Genomic DNA, 14,211 nt, shown 5'->3' on the forward strand with positions numbered 1-14,211 from the left:
GAGCGGCCGCCGGCCGGCCTAGAGCAGGCCGGCGGTGGCCAGGAGTTTGCCGATCCGGCCGATCTCGTCGTCGTTCAGCGGGATCTGGGGAAGCGCGGTGATCGGGCAGTCGATGACACCGCGCAGGTGGAGTGCGGCCTTGAACGCCCCGAGGCCCGACGAGCTGCCGCCCATGCGCGTGCCGCCGACCCGGACGATCTCGAACAGCCTGACCAGGCGTTCCTGCTCCGCCCTGGCCGCCTCCCAGTCACCGCGGGAGGCGCAGCGGTACAGCTCGGCGTAGCCGTGCGGGTCCACGTTCCCCAGCCCGGGCACGACGCCGTCGGCGCCCATCCACAGCGCGGAGTCGACGGTCACCTCGGACCCGGTGAGCACGCTGAACGGAGCCTCGCGCCCCATGATGACCTGCCGCATGGCGCCGTCGTCGCCGCTGGAGTCCTTGACCCCGGCCAGCACCCCCTCGGCGGCCAGCTCCAGCAGCAGCTCCACGCTCAGCTTGGTGTGCACGGACACCGGCAGGTCGTAGGCGTAGACCGGCAGCCCGCCGCGGGCGGCGATCGTGCGGAAGTGTGTGCGGATCTCCTCCGGGTGGGTGCGCGTGTAGAACGGCGCGGTCGCCACCAGCCCGGACGCCCCGGCCTCGATCGCGGCCCTGGCGTGTTCGAGCACGCGGGGCGTGGTCATGTCGATCACCCCGGCCAGCACCGGCACCTGCCCGCCGACGTGCCCGACCACGGTGTCCAGCACCGTCCGGCGCTGCGCGTCCGTCAGGTACGCCACCTCCGACGACGAGCCGAGCACGAACAGCGCGTCCACCCCGCCCGCCACCAGGTGGTCGACCAGCCGGACGAGCGAGGCGGCGTCCACCTGGCAGTCGGGGGTCATGGGGGTGCACACCGGAGGGATGACACCGGTCACCCTCGCGGACTCGGCGAGATCAGACATCGTCATGCGCGCTCCTGGATCAGCTCTACATCTGTCGCTCCCGCCGCCACCGGGTGGTGGCAGTGGAAGAGGTGGTGGTCGTCGTCGGTCCGCGCGGCGGGCATCTCCGCGGCACAGACGTCATCTGCCCGCCAGCACCGGGTGCGGAACGGGCAGCCGCTGGGCGGCCTGGTGGCCGAGGGTACGACGCCGACGAGCGGGATCGGGTTGATGGGTGAGATCAGCCCGGGCGTGGCCGAGAACAGCGCCCTCGTGTACGGGTGCCGTGCCCGCATCGGCACGGCCTGGGCGGGCGTCTGCTCGACGATCCTCCCGAGGTACATGGTGACCACGCGGTCGCTCATCCTGCGTACGGTCTGGATGTCGTGCGAGACGAACACCAGCGCGAGCCCGAGCCGTTCCTTCAGATCGAGCAGCAGGTTGAGGATCTGGGCGCGGACGGACACGTCGAGCGCACTGGTCGGCTCGTCGGCGATGAGCAGGTCGGGCTCCAGCGCGAGCGCCCTGGCCACGGCCACCCGCTGGCGCTGCCCGCCGGACAGCTGGCCCGGCAGCGCGTCCCCGGCGCTCGCGGGCAGGCCGACCAGGTCGAGCAGCTCGCGTACGCGGGCGTCGCGCTCGGCCGGGGTGCCGCGCCGGTGCACGTTGAGCGGGTCGCGCAGCACCTGCCGGACGGGCAGGCGCCTGTTGAGCGCCGTGGAGGGGTCCTGGAAGACCATCCCGACGCTCGACCCGATCAGCGCCCGCCGCTCGGTCTCCTTGAGCGCCCACAGGTCCCGGTCGCGGAAGGTCACGGTGCCGGCGGTCGGCCGTTGCAGGCCGACGAGGACCTTGGCCAGCGTGGACTTGCCGCAGCCCGACTCGCCGACGACGCCGACGGTCTCGCCGGGGCCGACGGTGAGGTTCGCGGCGGTCAGCGCGAAGACGCGGTCGCGTGAGAACACCCCGCCCGAGCGGGCCTTGTGCACGACGTGCACGTCCTTGAGCTCAAGCATGCTGCTCGCTCCTCGCGAGGTTCACGGCCGGGTGGTGGCAGGCCACCGCGTGCCGGTCGGTGTCGCCCTCCAGCACCGGGGCGCTGGTACGGCACACGTCCGTGGCCATCGGGCACCGGTCGGCGAAGCGGCAGCCGGCCGGGAAGTCGGCCGGGGACGGCACCACGCCGGGGATCTGCGTCAGCCGTTCGGCCCCCGACTCCAGCGACAGCACCGAGCCGAGCAGGCCGCGGGCGTAGTGGTGGGCGGGCGCGCCGACCAGGGTCGCGGTGGCGCCGGTCTCGACGATCTGGCCGCCGTACATGACGACCACGCGGTCGGTGACGTCGGCCACCAGCGCGAGGTCGTGCGAGACCAGGATCAGCGCGAACCCGAGCTCCTCGCGCAGCCGCAGCAGCAGCTCGATGACCTGCGCCTGGACGGTCACGTCGAGCGCGGTGGTCGGCTCGTCGGCGACGATCAGCTTCGGCTCACGCGACAGCGCCATGGCGATCAGCACCCGCTGCCGCTGCCCGCCCGAGAGCTCGTGCGGGTAGGCCGACAGGGTGCGGCGAGCGTCGAGGCCGACCAGTTCCAGCAGTTCTGCGGGGGTGCGCCGGCCTCCGCGCCGGGTGAGCTGCTTGAGCTGGGCCTTGATGGTCATGGCCGGGTTGAGCGAGGACAGCGCGTCCTGGTAGATCATCGCCATCTCGTGGCCGAGCAGGCGGCGGCGGGCGCGACGCGACTCCGCCAGCAGTTCCCGCTGGTCGAAGCGGATGTGGCCGCTGACGCGGGCGTCGCGGGGCTGCAGGCCCATGATGGTGAGCGCGGTCAGCGACTTGCCGCAGCCGGACTCGCCGACCAGGCCCAGCACCTCGCCGGGGCGTACCTCGAAGCCGATGCCGTCGACGATGTCCACACCTCTGGGGAACCCGATGCGCAGGCGTTCCACGGACAGGATCGGCGGGCCCTGCGGGAGCGGGCGGGCGCGTTCGGCCAGCCTGCGCGCGGCCTCGGCCAGGCCGGGCAGCTGGACGATCTCGCCGGAGCCGGGCTGGGCCTGCTCGAACGCGTCGTCCTTCTTGGGGACGGCCTTGCGCGCGGCGGGGGCGGCCCAGGCGTCGGAGATGCCTTCCGACAGGATGTTCAGGGCCAGCACGGTGATGAGGATCAGCAGGCCAGGGAAGACCGTGGCCCACCAGCCGCCGAGCAGGACCATGTTCTTGCCGTCGGCGATGACGCTGCCCCAGGACGGGTTCGGCGGGCGTACGCCGGCGCCGATGAACGACAGCGACGCCTCGAACACGATCGCGTCGGCCACCATCACCGTGCAGAACACCAGCACCGGGGCGGCGCAGTTGATCGCCACGTGCCGGACGACGATGTGCGGGGTGCGGGCGCCGATGATGCGCTCCGCCGCCACGTAGTCCTCGCCGTACTGGGCGAGGACGTTGGCCCGCACGACCCGTGCCACGGACGGCATAAAGAGGAAGGCCATGGCCATGACCAGCACCGGGATGCTGCCGCCGAACACCGCCACCAGCACCGCGGCCAGCGCGATGCCCGGGAAGGCCATGATGACGTCGAGCAACCGCATGATCGTCTCGTCCAGGGCGCGGCGCGAGGTGGCCGCGACCGCGCCCACGATCGCCCCGGCGACCAGGGCGAGGCCGGTCGCGCCGAGGCCGATGATCAGCGACCAGCGGGCGCCGTGCAGGAGCCTGGACAGAATGTCGCGGTTGGCGCTGTCGAGACCCATCCAGTGCGCGGCGGAGGGACCGCCACCGGCGGCCGCCTGCTCGTACGGCGAGTACGGTGCGATCCACGGCGCGAGCAGCGCGGCCAGCACGACGACGGCGACGATGCCGACCGCGACCCACGACAGCGGCTTGAGCCTGCGGAAACGCATTCCAGGCCGGGCCAGGCGCTCCGTCAGTCCACGTCTCATGCGGCACTCCTGAGCCGGGGGTTGACCAGCAGGTAGAGGACGTCGACGACCAGGTTGACGACCATGAACCCGACCGCGATGGTGAGCACGACGCCCTGGACGACGGCCGGGTCGCCGTCGCGCACCGCGTTGATCATGAGCTGACCCATGCCGGGCAGGCCGTAGATGGTCTCGATGACCACGGTGCCGCCGATCAGGTAACCGATGCGCAGGCCCAGCACGGTCAGCGGGGTGATCAGCGCGTTGCGCAGCACGTTCCTGCCGATCACCACGATCGGCGGCAGGCCGCTGCCGATCGCGGTGCGCACGTAGTCGCGGTCCAGCTCCTCCACCATCGACGTCCGGATGATGCGGGTGAGCTGGGCGGCGATCGGCAGCGACAACGACAGGGCGGGCAGCGTCATCGACTGCAGCCAGCCCGTGGTCGAGTCGGCCGGGTTGATGTAGCCACCGGTCGGGAACAGGCCCTCGCCGACGGCCAGGTACTGGATCATCAGCAGCGCCAGCCAGAACGGCGGCGCCGCCACCCCGACCAGCGACACCACCCGGATCACCTGGTCCGGCCAGCGGTCGCGGAACAGCGCCGCGGTCACGCCGAACACCAGCGCCAGCACGACCGCCACGGCCAGGCCGAGGAACGTCAGCTGCAGCGTCAGCGGCAGCGCGGTCGTCACGGACTCCAGCACCGGCTTCTTGGTGAGCACGCTGGTGCCCATGTCGCCCTGCGCGAGGTCGGCCACGAAGCGGACGTAGCGGATCGGCAGCGGGTCGAGCAGGCCGTTCTCCAGCTGGAACTGGCGGATCTGCTCGGGGGTCGGGTTCGCGCCCTGGAAGTAGGCGTACTCCGGCTTGCTGTTGGAGAAACGCATCACGATGAAGACGAACGCGACCACCCCGAGCAGGATGGGGACCAGGACGAGGAGCCGCCGCAGCAGCATCCGGGCGACGAGCGTCATGTCCTCTTCGCCTGCAGCAGGTTGATGCCCGGGTACGGCTGGGCGCGGATGCCGGACAACTTCTTCGGGTCCCAGGCGGTCATCAGCTCGTTGTGGACGACCGGGTAGAGCACGGCCAGCTCCGCCACCAGATCCAGATATTTATGGATCAGCTCGGCCCTCTTGGCCTTGTCCGTTTCCTTGCTGGCCTCGTCCATCATCGTGAACAGCTTCTTGGCGTCGTCGCCGCCGTCGATGTGGCTGTACTTCATCCACAGGCCGCCCGGCACGTAGTTGTAGTGCAGGATCAGGTCGGCGTCCATGCCGAACTGGTTGGGGTTCGAGGCCGCCGCGACCACCTGGTAGTCCTGGAACTGGTCCATCTTGGTGAACAGCGCGGCCGTGTCCTGCGGCTCCAGCGTGGTCTTGATCCCGATGGCCTCCCAGGAGGCGGCGATGGTCGGCAGGCAGTCGGCGATCCAGCTCACGTTGACGGCCATGAGGTTGATCGTCAGGTTGCTGACGCCCGCCTCCTTCAGCAGCGCCTTGGCCTTCTCCGGGTCGTAGTCGTAGACGACCGAGGCCCGCTTGTGGTCGGGGTGGCCCTCGTTGAGGAAGGAACTGGAAGCCGTGCCGTGGCCCTTGAGCGCCACATCGATCATCTTCTGCTTGTCGATCGCGTAGTGCAGCGCCTGGCGCACCCGTACGTCGCCGAAGGGCTTCGCGGCCGTGTTGAACATCAGGAACATGTGGTTCATGCCCTTGCCGCCCTCGACCGTCAGGCCCTGCTGCTTGAGCTGCTCGACGTTGGCGTACGGGATGTTGTCGGCGATCTGCGCCTCGGCCGAGCCGCCGGAGATCTTGGCCACGCGCGCGGAGGCGTCCACGATCGTCAGCCAGTTCATCTTCTTGACGGTGGCCGGGCGCGGGCCGTTGTAGCCGTCGAACGCCTCGAAGGAGGTGTTGGACTTCGGGTTGTGCTGGACCATCTTGTACGGCCCCGAGCCCACCGTCTTGCCGCTCTTGGCCTGGTCCCAGGCTCCCGGCTGACTGAACACGTGCTTCGGCATGATCTTCGCGATCGTCAGCCGGGGCGCCGCGTCCGGGAACGGGAACTTGAAGACCAGCTCGACGTTCTTGTCGTCGATCTTCTTCACCTCCTGCAGCCAGGACTTGAAGAAGTTGCCGACCAGCACGTTCGCCTCGGTGTCGAGGACGCGTTCGAAGGTGAAGACCACGTCGTCGGCGGTGACCGGTTGCCCGTCGTGCCACTTGGCGCCCTCGCGCAACGTGAACCTCCACGAGGTCGCGTTCAGGTCGGACGGCAGCGCGGTCGCCAGCGCCGGGTACGGCTCCCGGGTGATCGGGTCGGTGTCGAGCAGTCCCTCGTAGATGTGGCTGATCCCGGCCATCGCGAACGCCGACGCCGTCTGCGTCGGGTCCCAGCTCTGGTCGTTGCCGTAGCCGATGACCGCGGTGATCAAGTCCTTGTTGGATCCCGCGCCGACCGAACCGGTCGAGGCCGGTCCTCCGGAACAGGCGGAGACGGTCGCCGCGACGAACGCCGCCGCACCCGTCGCTCCGCTGTAACGCAGGAAGTCACGGCGGCTGAACTCAGAGCTCACGGATGCCTCCTGGATTGCCTAGGACATGGAACGTGGGACATCCCATGTCCTACCTTGTGCGTAAAGTGGACGCTAAATGCCACCACGGCTTGAGGTCAACAGAAGATTTCAGGATTGTTACCTACGACGAAAGGATCCTTCATGCCCGCTGTCCCGCGTCCGGCGCGGCCCAGCCGTGCCTTCGAGGCCCAGGAGGGCGTCAAGGACCTGATCGTCCGGCGCGGGCTGGTGGCCGGTGATCCACTGCCGACCGAGTCCGAGCTCATGGAAGAGCTCCAGGTCAGCCGCAACTCGATCAGGGAGGCGCTCAAGGCTCTGCAGGCGGTCGGGATCGTCGACATCCGCCACGGCTTCGGCATGTTCGTGGGCCGCATGTCGCTGGCCGGGCTGGTGGACGAGCTGGCCTTCCACAGCCGCATCACCATGCAGAACGGCAAGAACCACCTCGCCCACCTCGTCGAGATCCGCGAGATCCTGGAGCGCGGCCTCGTCCAGCGCCTCATCGACCTCGGGTCGGAGACCGACCTGGCGCCGGTCGCCGACGTGATGGCCCGGATGGACGCCGAGGCGGAGACCGGCCTGGTCTCCCCGGAGACCGACCGCCTCTTCCACGACCTGCTCTACCGGCCGCTCGGCAACCCGCTCGTGAGCCAGCTCCTGGGGGCGTTCTGGGACGTTTACTACCAGCTACGCGACCATCTGGGCACGCCGGACGAGCCGCCCGGCGACGTGGCCAAGCGGCATCGCGACATCTACACGGCCGTCCTGGCCGGCGACGGCCCGGCCGCGGCGGCCGCCGTGACCGCCCACTTCGACGGCGTACGCAACCGCCTGGCCCGGCTCGGGGACCGGACGTATTAGGCGGGCCGGCGTTCGACCCGGCGCCAGAGCCGCCGCCACTCCCCGTACCACTGCGCGAACCACGGGTGGGCCCCGGCCAGCGGCATGATGTACGCCACGGTCTGCAGGTAGTAGCGCCGCTGGAACCGCCACGGCATCCGCTGCAGCTCCTGCACGTTGCTCGCCCGGTCTGCCAGCTTCACGAGCACGGCCTCCGGCGGCGCCTTGACGAGGGAGCTCAGGTAGTCGGCCTTGGCCACGCCGCGCGGCTTGGTCACCCACCGCACGAGCTCCGCCACGCGGCCGCCGAAGCACCGCGCGATCTCCCGCTCGGTGCACGCCGTGTCCTCCAGCACGTCGTGCAGCACGATCGCCACCAGCACGTCCTTGTCGCTCACCCCGGCACCGGCCACCGCCACCTCCAGCGCCTCCAGCAGATGCTCCAGGTACGGCCGCCCGGTCGGCCGCTGCTGCGCCCCGTGCCACCGGCGGGCGAACGCGACCGCCTCGCGCAGCGCGTCCACGGTGGGCGCCGGGAGCGCCGCGGACAGCGGGCCTTCCGCGTGCTTCCAGGACGTCCAGCTCGTGAAGATCTCCATCCCACTCCCTTCGGGGCGTGTCCTAGGCTGAGGATATGGCCGAGCTCGCCGTCCCTGACGGCTCGTGGACGTTCAACGGCGAAATCCTGCGCATCGTGCCCGGCAGCGGCAAGGACGTGCACGAGCTGCGCAAGACGATGGGCGAGGTGGTGGTGCCGCGCGACGCGATCGCGGGGGCGGCGTTCGAACCGGCCCGCAGGGGCGGGCATCTGCGGCTGCGGCTGCGCAAGGGGGCCGATCCGCTGTCCGACGTGGTGGCGGGCGCGCTGGGAGCGCCCGCGGACCCGTACCGTCTGTCGGTCCCGAAGACCCGCGTGGGTGCCGCCGAATACTTCGCCGACGAGGTCCGCGACACGCTGACGATCTACCAGACGCCGGCCGGTCCCTGCGAGGACTACTTGTTACCCGGCCCCGACGTGCCCATCACCGCCACGGCCGGCGACGGCACGGTGTTCTTCGACGGCGAGAGCGTGCGCCTGGAGTGGACCGGATTCGCCGACGAGAAGAAGGAGAAGGCCGGGCCGCAGGAATTCCCGTTGTCAGACATCTCCGGCGTGGAGTGGAAGCCGCAGGCCGGCATGGGCTACGGCACGCTGCGCTTCCGGCTCAAGGGCGAGGGCCCGGCCAAGCCGCCGCAGAAGGACAAGCGCTGCGTGGCGTGGGGCGTCCAGCGCTACGGCGGCGCGACCGCCCTGGTCGCCGCGGCCGTGCTGGCCCACCTGCCGCGTAACGTGCCCGAGCTCCCGCCGCCTCCTCCCCCGGTCTCCGACGATGTGCACGACGCCGTCCTGCGCCGATTGGCCGAACTGGGCGAGCTGCACCGCTCCGGCGTGCTGACGGACGAGGAGTTCTCGCAGGCCAAGCAGGCCGTGATCCGCCGCCTGGGATCGTGAGACGTCTGCCGGGCGAACCGCACGCCCCCTCCGCCGAGGGTTACCACCGCTGAGCGGGGCCGCCGTCAGATGGGAATGACCCGGGGCAGGCGCGGGGAGGCGAACCAGTCGGGCTTGTGCTTGCGCAGCAGCGTCTCCCCGTCCCGCTCCCAGGAGAAGTCCTTCTTCTTGAGCAGCCGGCGGAAGACCTCGCCGGCCTTGCCGGCGTCCTGCGCGGCCAGCCGGCGCAGCGGCACGGGGGTGACGTCCTCGTCTCGCAGGTACGCGGTCACGACGTCGCGATACCGCCGGCGAATGATCAACGCGGGATCGGCGAAGACCTCCTGCGCCAGGTCGAAATCACGGTAGAAGCCGAGGCCGTCTTCTTCGTCGAAGATGACGGCGACCTGCTCGTCGCCGGTGAAGGGGAAATCGGGCAGGTCGGGCCGGGTCCACGGCCCGCCCTTGCTGCCCGCCCGCTCATAGGAATGCCGGTAGAAGGCGAGCATCTTCTCCTTCACCTCGTCGCCGGGCACGACGATCAGATCGCTCCCGAAGAGGTCGATGAACGACGCGCGCTGCTCGGCCTGCAGTTTCCAGCCCTGGGTGAGCTTGTCGGAGTTGCGGAAGACCAGGTGGGGGCTCTTCATCTGCAGGTTGCGCAGCCCGGCCAGCACCGCATCCGCATCCGCCGCGGGGAACGCCGTGGGCGTCCCACTGATCATCCAGTCGTCGCGACAGGCACGACGCTGCCCACCATGATCGTGCCCGGGGCCGTGAGAGCCTGGATGCCCTCGGGGCCCATGTTCGAGCGGATCCGATAGGTGAGCTCGTCGACGTGGTTGAAGGCGACGATCCCGTCGTCCCCGTACGGCTGCCTGCTCTCGAAAAGCCCCTGTACGTGGTCCGACCAGGACAGCAGCAGATCACGGTCGGCGCCGGAGGACGACGCGGCCGAACCGCGGCGACAAGGCGTACTCCATCAACTCGCCCTTGAGGTCCCCGGCCCGCTCCATCAGATCCATGACACCCTTACCGTCGCTTCGGTCCCGGCCCAAGGTAGCGGAGGTAACCGATGGAGTGCGTTTCCGGACGTGATCAGCGGCTCACGCCGTCCGCGGGTCGCTGCAGAAGGCTCAGGTCGGCCCGCCGGGGCAGGCTCTCCCAGTCGCCCTGGGAGGTCACCGCGAACGCCCCCGCCGCGCACGCCGTGCTGAGCCGCCGCTCCGGCCCGGCACCGGCCAGCCAGTCCGCCAGCCACCCGGCCGCGAACGCGTCCCCGGCTCCCACCGGGTCGACCTCGGTCACCTCGTACGGCTCAGCCCGGTGGACGACGCCGTCGGACAACTCCATGGCGCCCTTCGCGCCGAACTTGACGAGCACGTGCCGTGGCCCATGGGCCGCCAGCGCCTTGGCCAGCTCGACCGGCTCCTGGGCGTCGGCGATCAACCGGCCCTCCGCCTCGGTCGCGAACAGCACGTCCACCTGGCCGACCGTCTCCCGCAGCCACGCGCCCGCCTCCTCGGGCGTCCACAGCGCCTTGCGGTAGTTGACGTCGAGCGAGACCACCACGCCCGCGGTCCGCGCCTCGGCGATCGCGTGACCCACGGCCTCGCGTGCGGAGGCGGACAGCGCGGGCGTGATCGCGGAGACGTGCAGCACGCGGGCGGACCTGATGAGCTCCGGGTCGAGGTCGGCGGCCGACAGCCGGGAGCCGGCGCTGTCCTTGCGGTAGTAGCGCACGTCGATGAGGTCGGCCGTGCGCCTGCCCTTGATCATCAGCCCGGTGGGCGCGCCGGGGTCGGGGATGGCGCGCGCGTCCACTCCCTCGCCGGCGAGGGTCGACCGGATCAGGTCGCCGAACTCGTCGGCCCCCACCCTGCCGACCCATGTCACGCTGTGCCCGAGCCTGGCCACGCCGATGGCGACGTTGGACTCGGCGCCGCCGAGGCCGAGGTCGAAGTCGCGGGCGAAGCGCAGCGGCCCGGTGCGGCGGGCGGCGAACAGCGCCATGGTTTCTCCGAAAGTGACGAGATCGGTCATCGCTCGGGGCTACCCAGCTTTCTCGAGATCCGCGCCGCCGCCCCGGCCACCAGCGGCCCGAGCTCGCGTACCCGCGCGGCGGTGATCCGCGAGGTGAGCCCGGAGACCGAGATGGCGGCGCCGACGGCGTCGTTGTGGTTGAAGATCGGCGCGGCCACGCAGCGCACCTCGGGTTCGTTCTCGCGGTCGTCCACGGCGTAGCCTCGGCGCCTGATGTGCGCCAGCTCGGCGCGCAGCCGGTCGTGGTCGATGATCGTGTGCTTGGTCCTGGGCTCCAGCGTCAGCTCATCCACGGCGTCCTCCGGCTGCCAGGCCAGGATGGCCTTGCCGACCGCGGTGGCGTGGACCGGGCCGCGGCTGCCGATGCGCGAGCCCATGCGGACGTTGGCGTCGTTCTCCACCTTGTCGATGTAGACGACGTGCGGCGGGTCGTACACGACCAGGTGGACGGTCTCGCGTACCTCGCTCATCAGCCGGTGCGACTCCTCGGCCGCGACCGCGCGCAGGTCCAGGGTGGCGAGGTAGGCCTGGCCGAGCCGCAGCGTGCCGTGGCCCAGCCGGTACGCCCCGGTCCTGCGGTCGCGTTCGAGCAGCCTGGCCTCGATGAGCGGCACCGTCAGCCGCAGCACCGTGCTCTTGGGCAGCCCGGCCGCCTCGGCCAGCTGGGTGAGCGACAACCCGGGGCACTCGCGTACGTGGTCGACCACGGCCAGCGCCCGTCTGAGCGAGGCGGACTGGTTGCGTTCGGACACGAGGGCCAACATACCTCTGAAAGCACATCTGCAACACAGCGTTTTGCAATGCAGAACAACCAGCTACGACTGGGGCAGGATCATGGCGGGCACTGACCGGGCACTGCCCGTGCTCAGATCGGAATGACGCGGGGCAGGCGTGGGGAGGCGAACCAGTCGGGCTTGTGCTTGCGCAGCAGCGCTTCCCCGTCCCGCTCCCAGGAGAAGTCCTTCTTCTTGAGCAGCCGGCGGAAGACCTCGCCGGCCTTGCCGGCGTCCTGCGCGGCCAGCCGGCGCAGCGGCACGGGGGTGACGTCCTCGTCTCGCAGGTACGCGGTCACGACCTCCCGATACCGCTGGCGGATGACCAGCGCCGGCTCGGCGAAGACCTCCTGCGCCAGGTCGAAGTCACGGTAGAAGCCGAGACCGTCTTCCTCGTCGAAGATGATGGCGACCTTCTCGTCGCCGGTGAAGGGGAAATCGGGCAGGTCGGGCCGGGTCCACGGCCCGCCCTTGCTGCCCGCCCGCTCATAGGAATGCCGGTAGAAGGCGAGCATCCTCTCCTTCACCTCGTCGCCGGGCACGACGATCAGATCGCTCCCGAAGAGATCGATGAAAGACGCGCGCTGCTCCGCCTGCAGCCTCCGGCCCTGGGCGAGTTTGTCGGGATTGCGAAAGACCAGGTCAGGGCTCTTCAGCTGCAGGTCGCGCACCCCGGCCAGCACGGCGTCCGCGTCGTCCGCGGAATACGCCATGGGCTTCCCGCTGATCATCCACTCGTCACCGACCGGCACGATGCCACCGATCATGACCGTGCCGGTGGCCACGACGTCCTTGATCCCCACGGGGCCCATGTTGGAGCGGATCCGGTAGGTGAGCTCGTCGATGTGGTTGAGTGCGACTATCCCGTCGTCGCCGTGCGGCTGCTTGGTCTCGAAGATCCCCTGTACGTGATCCGCCCAGGACAGCAGCAGATCACGGTCGGCGCCGGAGAACGTCTCCGCGAACATCTCCAGGATGGTCTGCCCGGATTCCAGCCGCCGACTGTAGACCAATGCCTCCAGCCTGGCCGTGAGCAGAGCCTCGTCGTCGTCGCCCACGCCGCCGGGGAACGCCTCGTGCATCGCGTCGGAGACGACCCGGCCGAACCGCGGCGACAACACGTAGTCCATCAACTCGGCTTTGAGCTGCCCGGCCCGCTCCATCAGATCCATGACACCCGAACCTACCGAAGGGACAGGCCGCCGACGTGACGAAACCGCCTGGCAGCGCACCAGGCGGTTTCGGCTCGGGGCGGCATCAGATGCCGGGCAGGCGGGTCACACCGTCACGTCGGGCCTGGTCGGCCACCGCGGCCGCGACCGCGGGCACGACCCTGGGGTCGAACGGCTCGGGTATGATCCGGTCGGCCGACAGCTCCTCCTCCACCACGGCGGACAGGGCAAGGGCCGCGGCGACCTTCATGTTCTCGGTCACGGCCGAGGCGCGTGCCGACAATGCGCCCCTGAACACACCCGGGAAAGCCAGCACATTGTTGATCTGGTTCGGGAAATCACTGCGCCCGGTGGCCACGATGGCGGCGTGCTCCCTGGCGATCTCCGGATGGATCTCCGGCTCGGGGTTGGACAAGGCGAACACAATGGAGTTCGACGCCATCGACGCGATGGCGTCCTCGCTGATCGTCGATCCCGACAGGCCGATGAAGACGTCCGCGCCGATCAGCGCGTCCTCGGTGGTGCCGTTGTAGCCCGACTGGTTGGTCGTGGCGGCGATCAGCGCCTTGTACGGGTTGAGGTCCTTACGGCCCTGGTGGAGCACGCCTTTGCTGTCGGACACGACGACCTCGCCGATGCCGGCGTTCATCAGCATGCTGGTGACCGCGAGGCCCGAGGCGCCGGCGCCCGCCACGACGGCGCGCAGGTCCCACAGTCGTCGCCCGGTCAGTTTCGCCGCGTTGCGCAGCGCGGCCAGCACCACGATCGCCGTGCCGTGCTGGTCGTCGTGGAAGACGGGGATGTCCAGCAGTTCCTTGAGCCGGCGCTCGACCTCGAAGCAGCGCGGCGCGCTGATGTCCTCGAGGTTGATGCCGCCGAAGGACGGCGCCATCCTGGCGATCGTCTCCACGAGCTCGTCCACGTCCGTGCAGTCGAGGCAGAGAGGCACCGAGTCCACGCCGGCGAACTGCTTGAACAGCAGCGACTTGCCCTCCATGACCGGCATGGCCGCGGTCGGCCCGATGTTGCCGAGGCCGAGCACGGCGGTGCCGTCGGTGACGACGGCGACGACGTTGGACCGCCAGGTGTAGTCGTCGGCCAGCTCCGGCCGCTCGGCGATGGCCGTGCACACGCGGGCCACCCCCGGCGTGTACGCGAGCGACAGGTCGTGGACGTCGCGTACCTGTACGGACGGGCGTGTGGTGAGTTTGCCGCCCTCGTGCAGGCGGAAAGCCGGGTCCTGGGCGAGCAGCGCGGCGAGGCTGATGGGCGGTGTGGTGATTTCGGTCGTCATCCGGCGCTCCTAGAACCGCAGCAGCCGGCCGGAGGGGGTGCGCATGTCGAGCACCTCATTTCCGGTCCGGACCCGCGACGGGCGCGCCGTCTTTTTGAGTTGCGTGACTTTCATGATTCCGCACCTTTCCGGGATGGGTGAACTGCGGATTCCGTGAGAGTCCTCGGCCCGCCGTGCTGCTGGCCGGCCCC

At 70.1% G+C, this 14,211-nt stretch carries 13 protein-coding genes; 2 read left to right on the forward strand and 11 right to left on the reverse strand.

Annotation, left to right across the window (positions count from 1 at the left end; genetic code table 11):
- Positions 1–18: 18 nt before the first annotated feature.
- Genes ACIBX3_RS53740 through ACIBX3_RS53760 form a run of 5 tightly spaced genes read right to left on the reverse strand, consistent with a single transcriptional unit; the run spans position 19 to position 6,427 of the window.
- Positions 19–951, reverse strand: coding sequence for a dihydrodipicolinate synthase family protein (locus ACIBX3_RS53740; protein WP_397128547.1), 933 nt, complete (start codon positions 949–951; stop codon positions 19–21).
- Complete coding sequence (locus tag ACIBX3_RS53745) at positions 948–1,940, reverse strand: ABC transporter ATP-binding protein (protein WP_397128548.1); 993 nt, start codon at positions 1,938–1,940, stop codon at positions 948–950. The genes ACIBX3_RS53740 and ACIBX3_RS53745 overlap by 4 nt, the downstream gene beginning before the upstream one ends.
- Positions 1,933–3,867, reverse strand: coding sequence for a dipeptide/oligopeptide/nickel ABC transporter permease/ATP-binding protein (locus ACIBX3_RS53750; protein WP_397128550.1), 1,935 nt, complete (start codon positions 3,865–3,867; stop codon positions 1,933–1,935). Before ACIBX3_RS53750 ends, ACIBX3_RS53745 begins: the two co-directional genes overlap by 8 nt.
- Entirely contained in the window at positions 3,864–4,823 is a 960-nt protein-coding gene (locus ACIBX3_RS53755) for an ABC transporter permease (protein ID WP_397128551.1), read from the reverse strand. Before ACIBX3_RS53755 ends, ACIBX3_RS53750 begins: the two co-directional genes overlap by 4 nt.
- Entirely contained in the window at positions 4,820–6,427 is a 1,608-nt protein-coding gene (locus ACIBX3_RS53760) for an ABC transporter substrate-binding protein (protein WP_397128552.1), read from the reverse strand. Before ACIBX3_RS53760 ends, ACIBX3_RS53755 begins: the two co-directional genes overlap by 4 nt.
- A 141-nt stretch (positions 6,428–6,568) precedes the next feature.
- Here ACIBX3_RS53760 and ACIBX3_RS53765 point away from each other — a divergent pair, with 141 nt between their 5' ends.
- Positions 6,569–7,288 (forward strand): FadR/GntR family transcriptional regulator, encoded by a 720-nt coding sequence (locus ACIBX3_RS53765; protein ID WP_397128553.1) that lies wholly within the window; start codon positions 6,569–6,571, stop codon positions 7,286–7,288.
- On the opposite strand, the gene ACIBX3_RS53770 is transcribed toward ACIBX3_RS53765, so the two are convergent.
- Positions 7,285–7,866 (reverse strand): HD domain-containing protein, encoded by a 582-nt coding sequence (locus tag ACIBX3_RS53770; protein ID WP_397128554.1) that lies wholly within the window; start codon positions 7,864–7,866, stop codon positions 7,285–7,287. The two genes, ACIBX3_RS53765 and ACIBX3_RS53770, sit on opposite strands and share 4 nt — an antisense overlap.
- A 35-nt stretch (positions 7,867–7,901) precedes the next feature.
- On the opposite strand from ACIBX3_RS53770, the gene ACIBX3_RS53775 reads away from it, so the two are divergent.
- Entirely contained in the window at positions 7,902–8,759 is an 858-nt protein-coding gene (locus ACIBX3_RS53775) for a DUF4429 domain-containing protein (protein ID WP_397128555.1), read from the forward strand.
- Positions 8,760–8,824: 65 nt separating this feature from the next.
- Here the strand turns inward: ACIBX3_RS53775 and ACIBX3_RS53780 are convergent, their stop codons facing one another.
- The 5 genes from ACIBX3_RS53780 to ACIBX3_RS53800 form a co-directional block, all read right to left on the reverse strand.
- Complete coding sequence (locus ACIBX3_RS53780; protein WP_397128556.1) at positions 8,825–9,463, reverse strand: hypothetical protein; 639 nt, start codon at positions 9,461–9,463, stop codon at positions 8,825–8,827.
- A 373-nt stretch (positions 9,464–9,836) separates the two neighbouring features.
- Positions 9,837–10,781 carry a sugar kinase gene (locus ACIBX3_RS53785; RefSeq protein ID WP_397128557.1) on the reverse strand — a complete coding sequence of 315 codons (945 nt, stop codon included), beginning with the start codon at positions 10,779–10,781 and terminating at the stop codon, positions 9,837–9,839.
- The gene (locus ACIBX3_RS53790) at positions 10,778–11,545 is read right to left on the reverse strand and encodes an IclR family transcriptional regulator (protein WP_397128558.1); all 768 of its coding nucleotides are present in this window, start codon (positions 11,543–11,545) and stop codon (positions 10,778–10,780) included. Before ACIBX3_RS53790 ends, ACIBX3_RS53785 begins: the two co-directional genes overlap by 4 nt.
- 101 nt (positions 11,546–11,646) lie before the next feature.
- Entirely contained in the window at positions 11,647–12,726 is a 1,080-nt protein-coding gene (locus ACIBX3_RS53795) for a hypothetical protein (protein WP_397128559.1), read from the reverse strand.
- Between the two features lie 85 nt (positions 12,727–12,811).
- Complete coding sequence (locus ACIBX3_RS53800) at positions 12,812–14,020, reverse strand: NADP-dependent malic enzyme (protein ID WP_397128560.1); 1,209 nt, start codon at positions 14,018–14,020, stop codon at positions 12,812–12,814.
- Between the last annotated feature and the right edge of the window lie 191 nt (positions 14,021–14,211).

The sequence above is a fragment of the Nonomuraea sp. NPDC049480 genome (assembly GCF_044465905.1).
In the GTDB taxonomy this organism is placed as follows: Bacteria; Actinomycetota; Actinomycetes; order Streptosporangiales; family Streptosporangiaceae; genus Nonomuraea.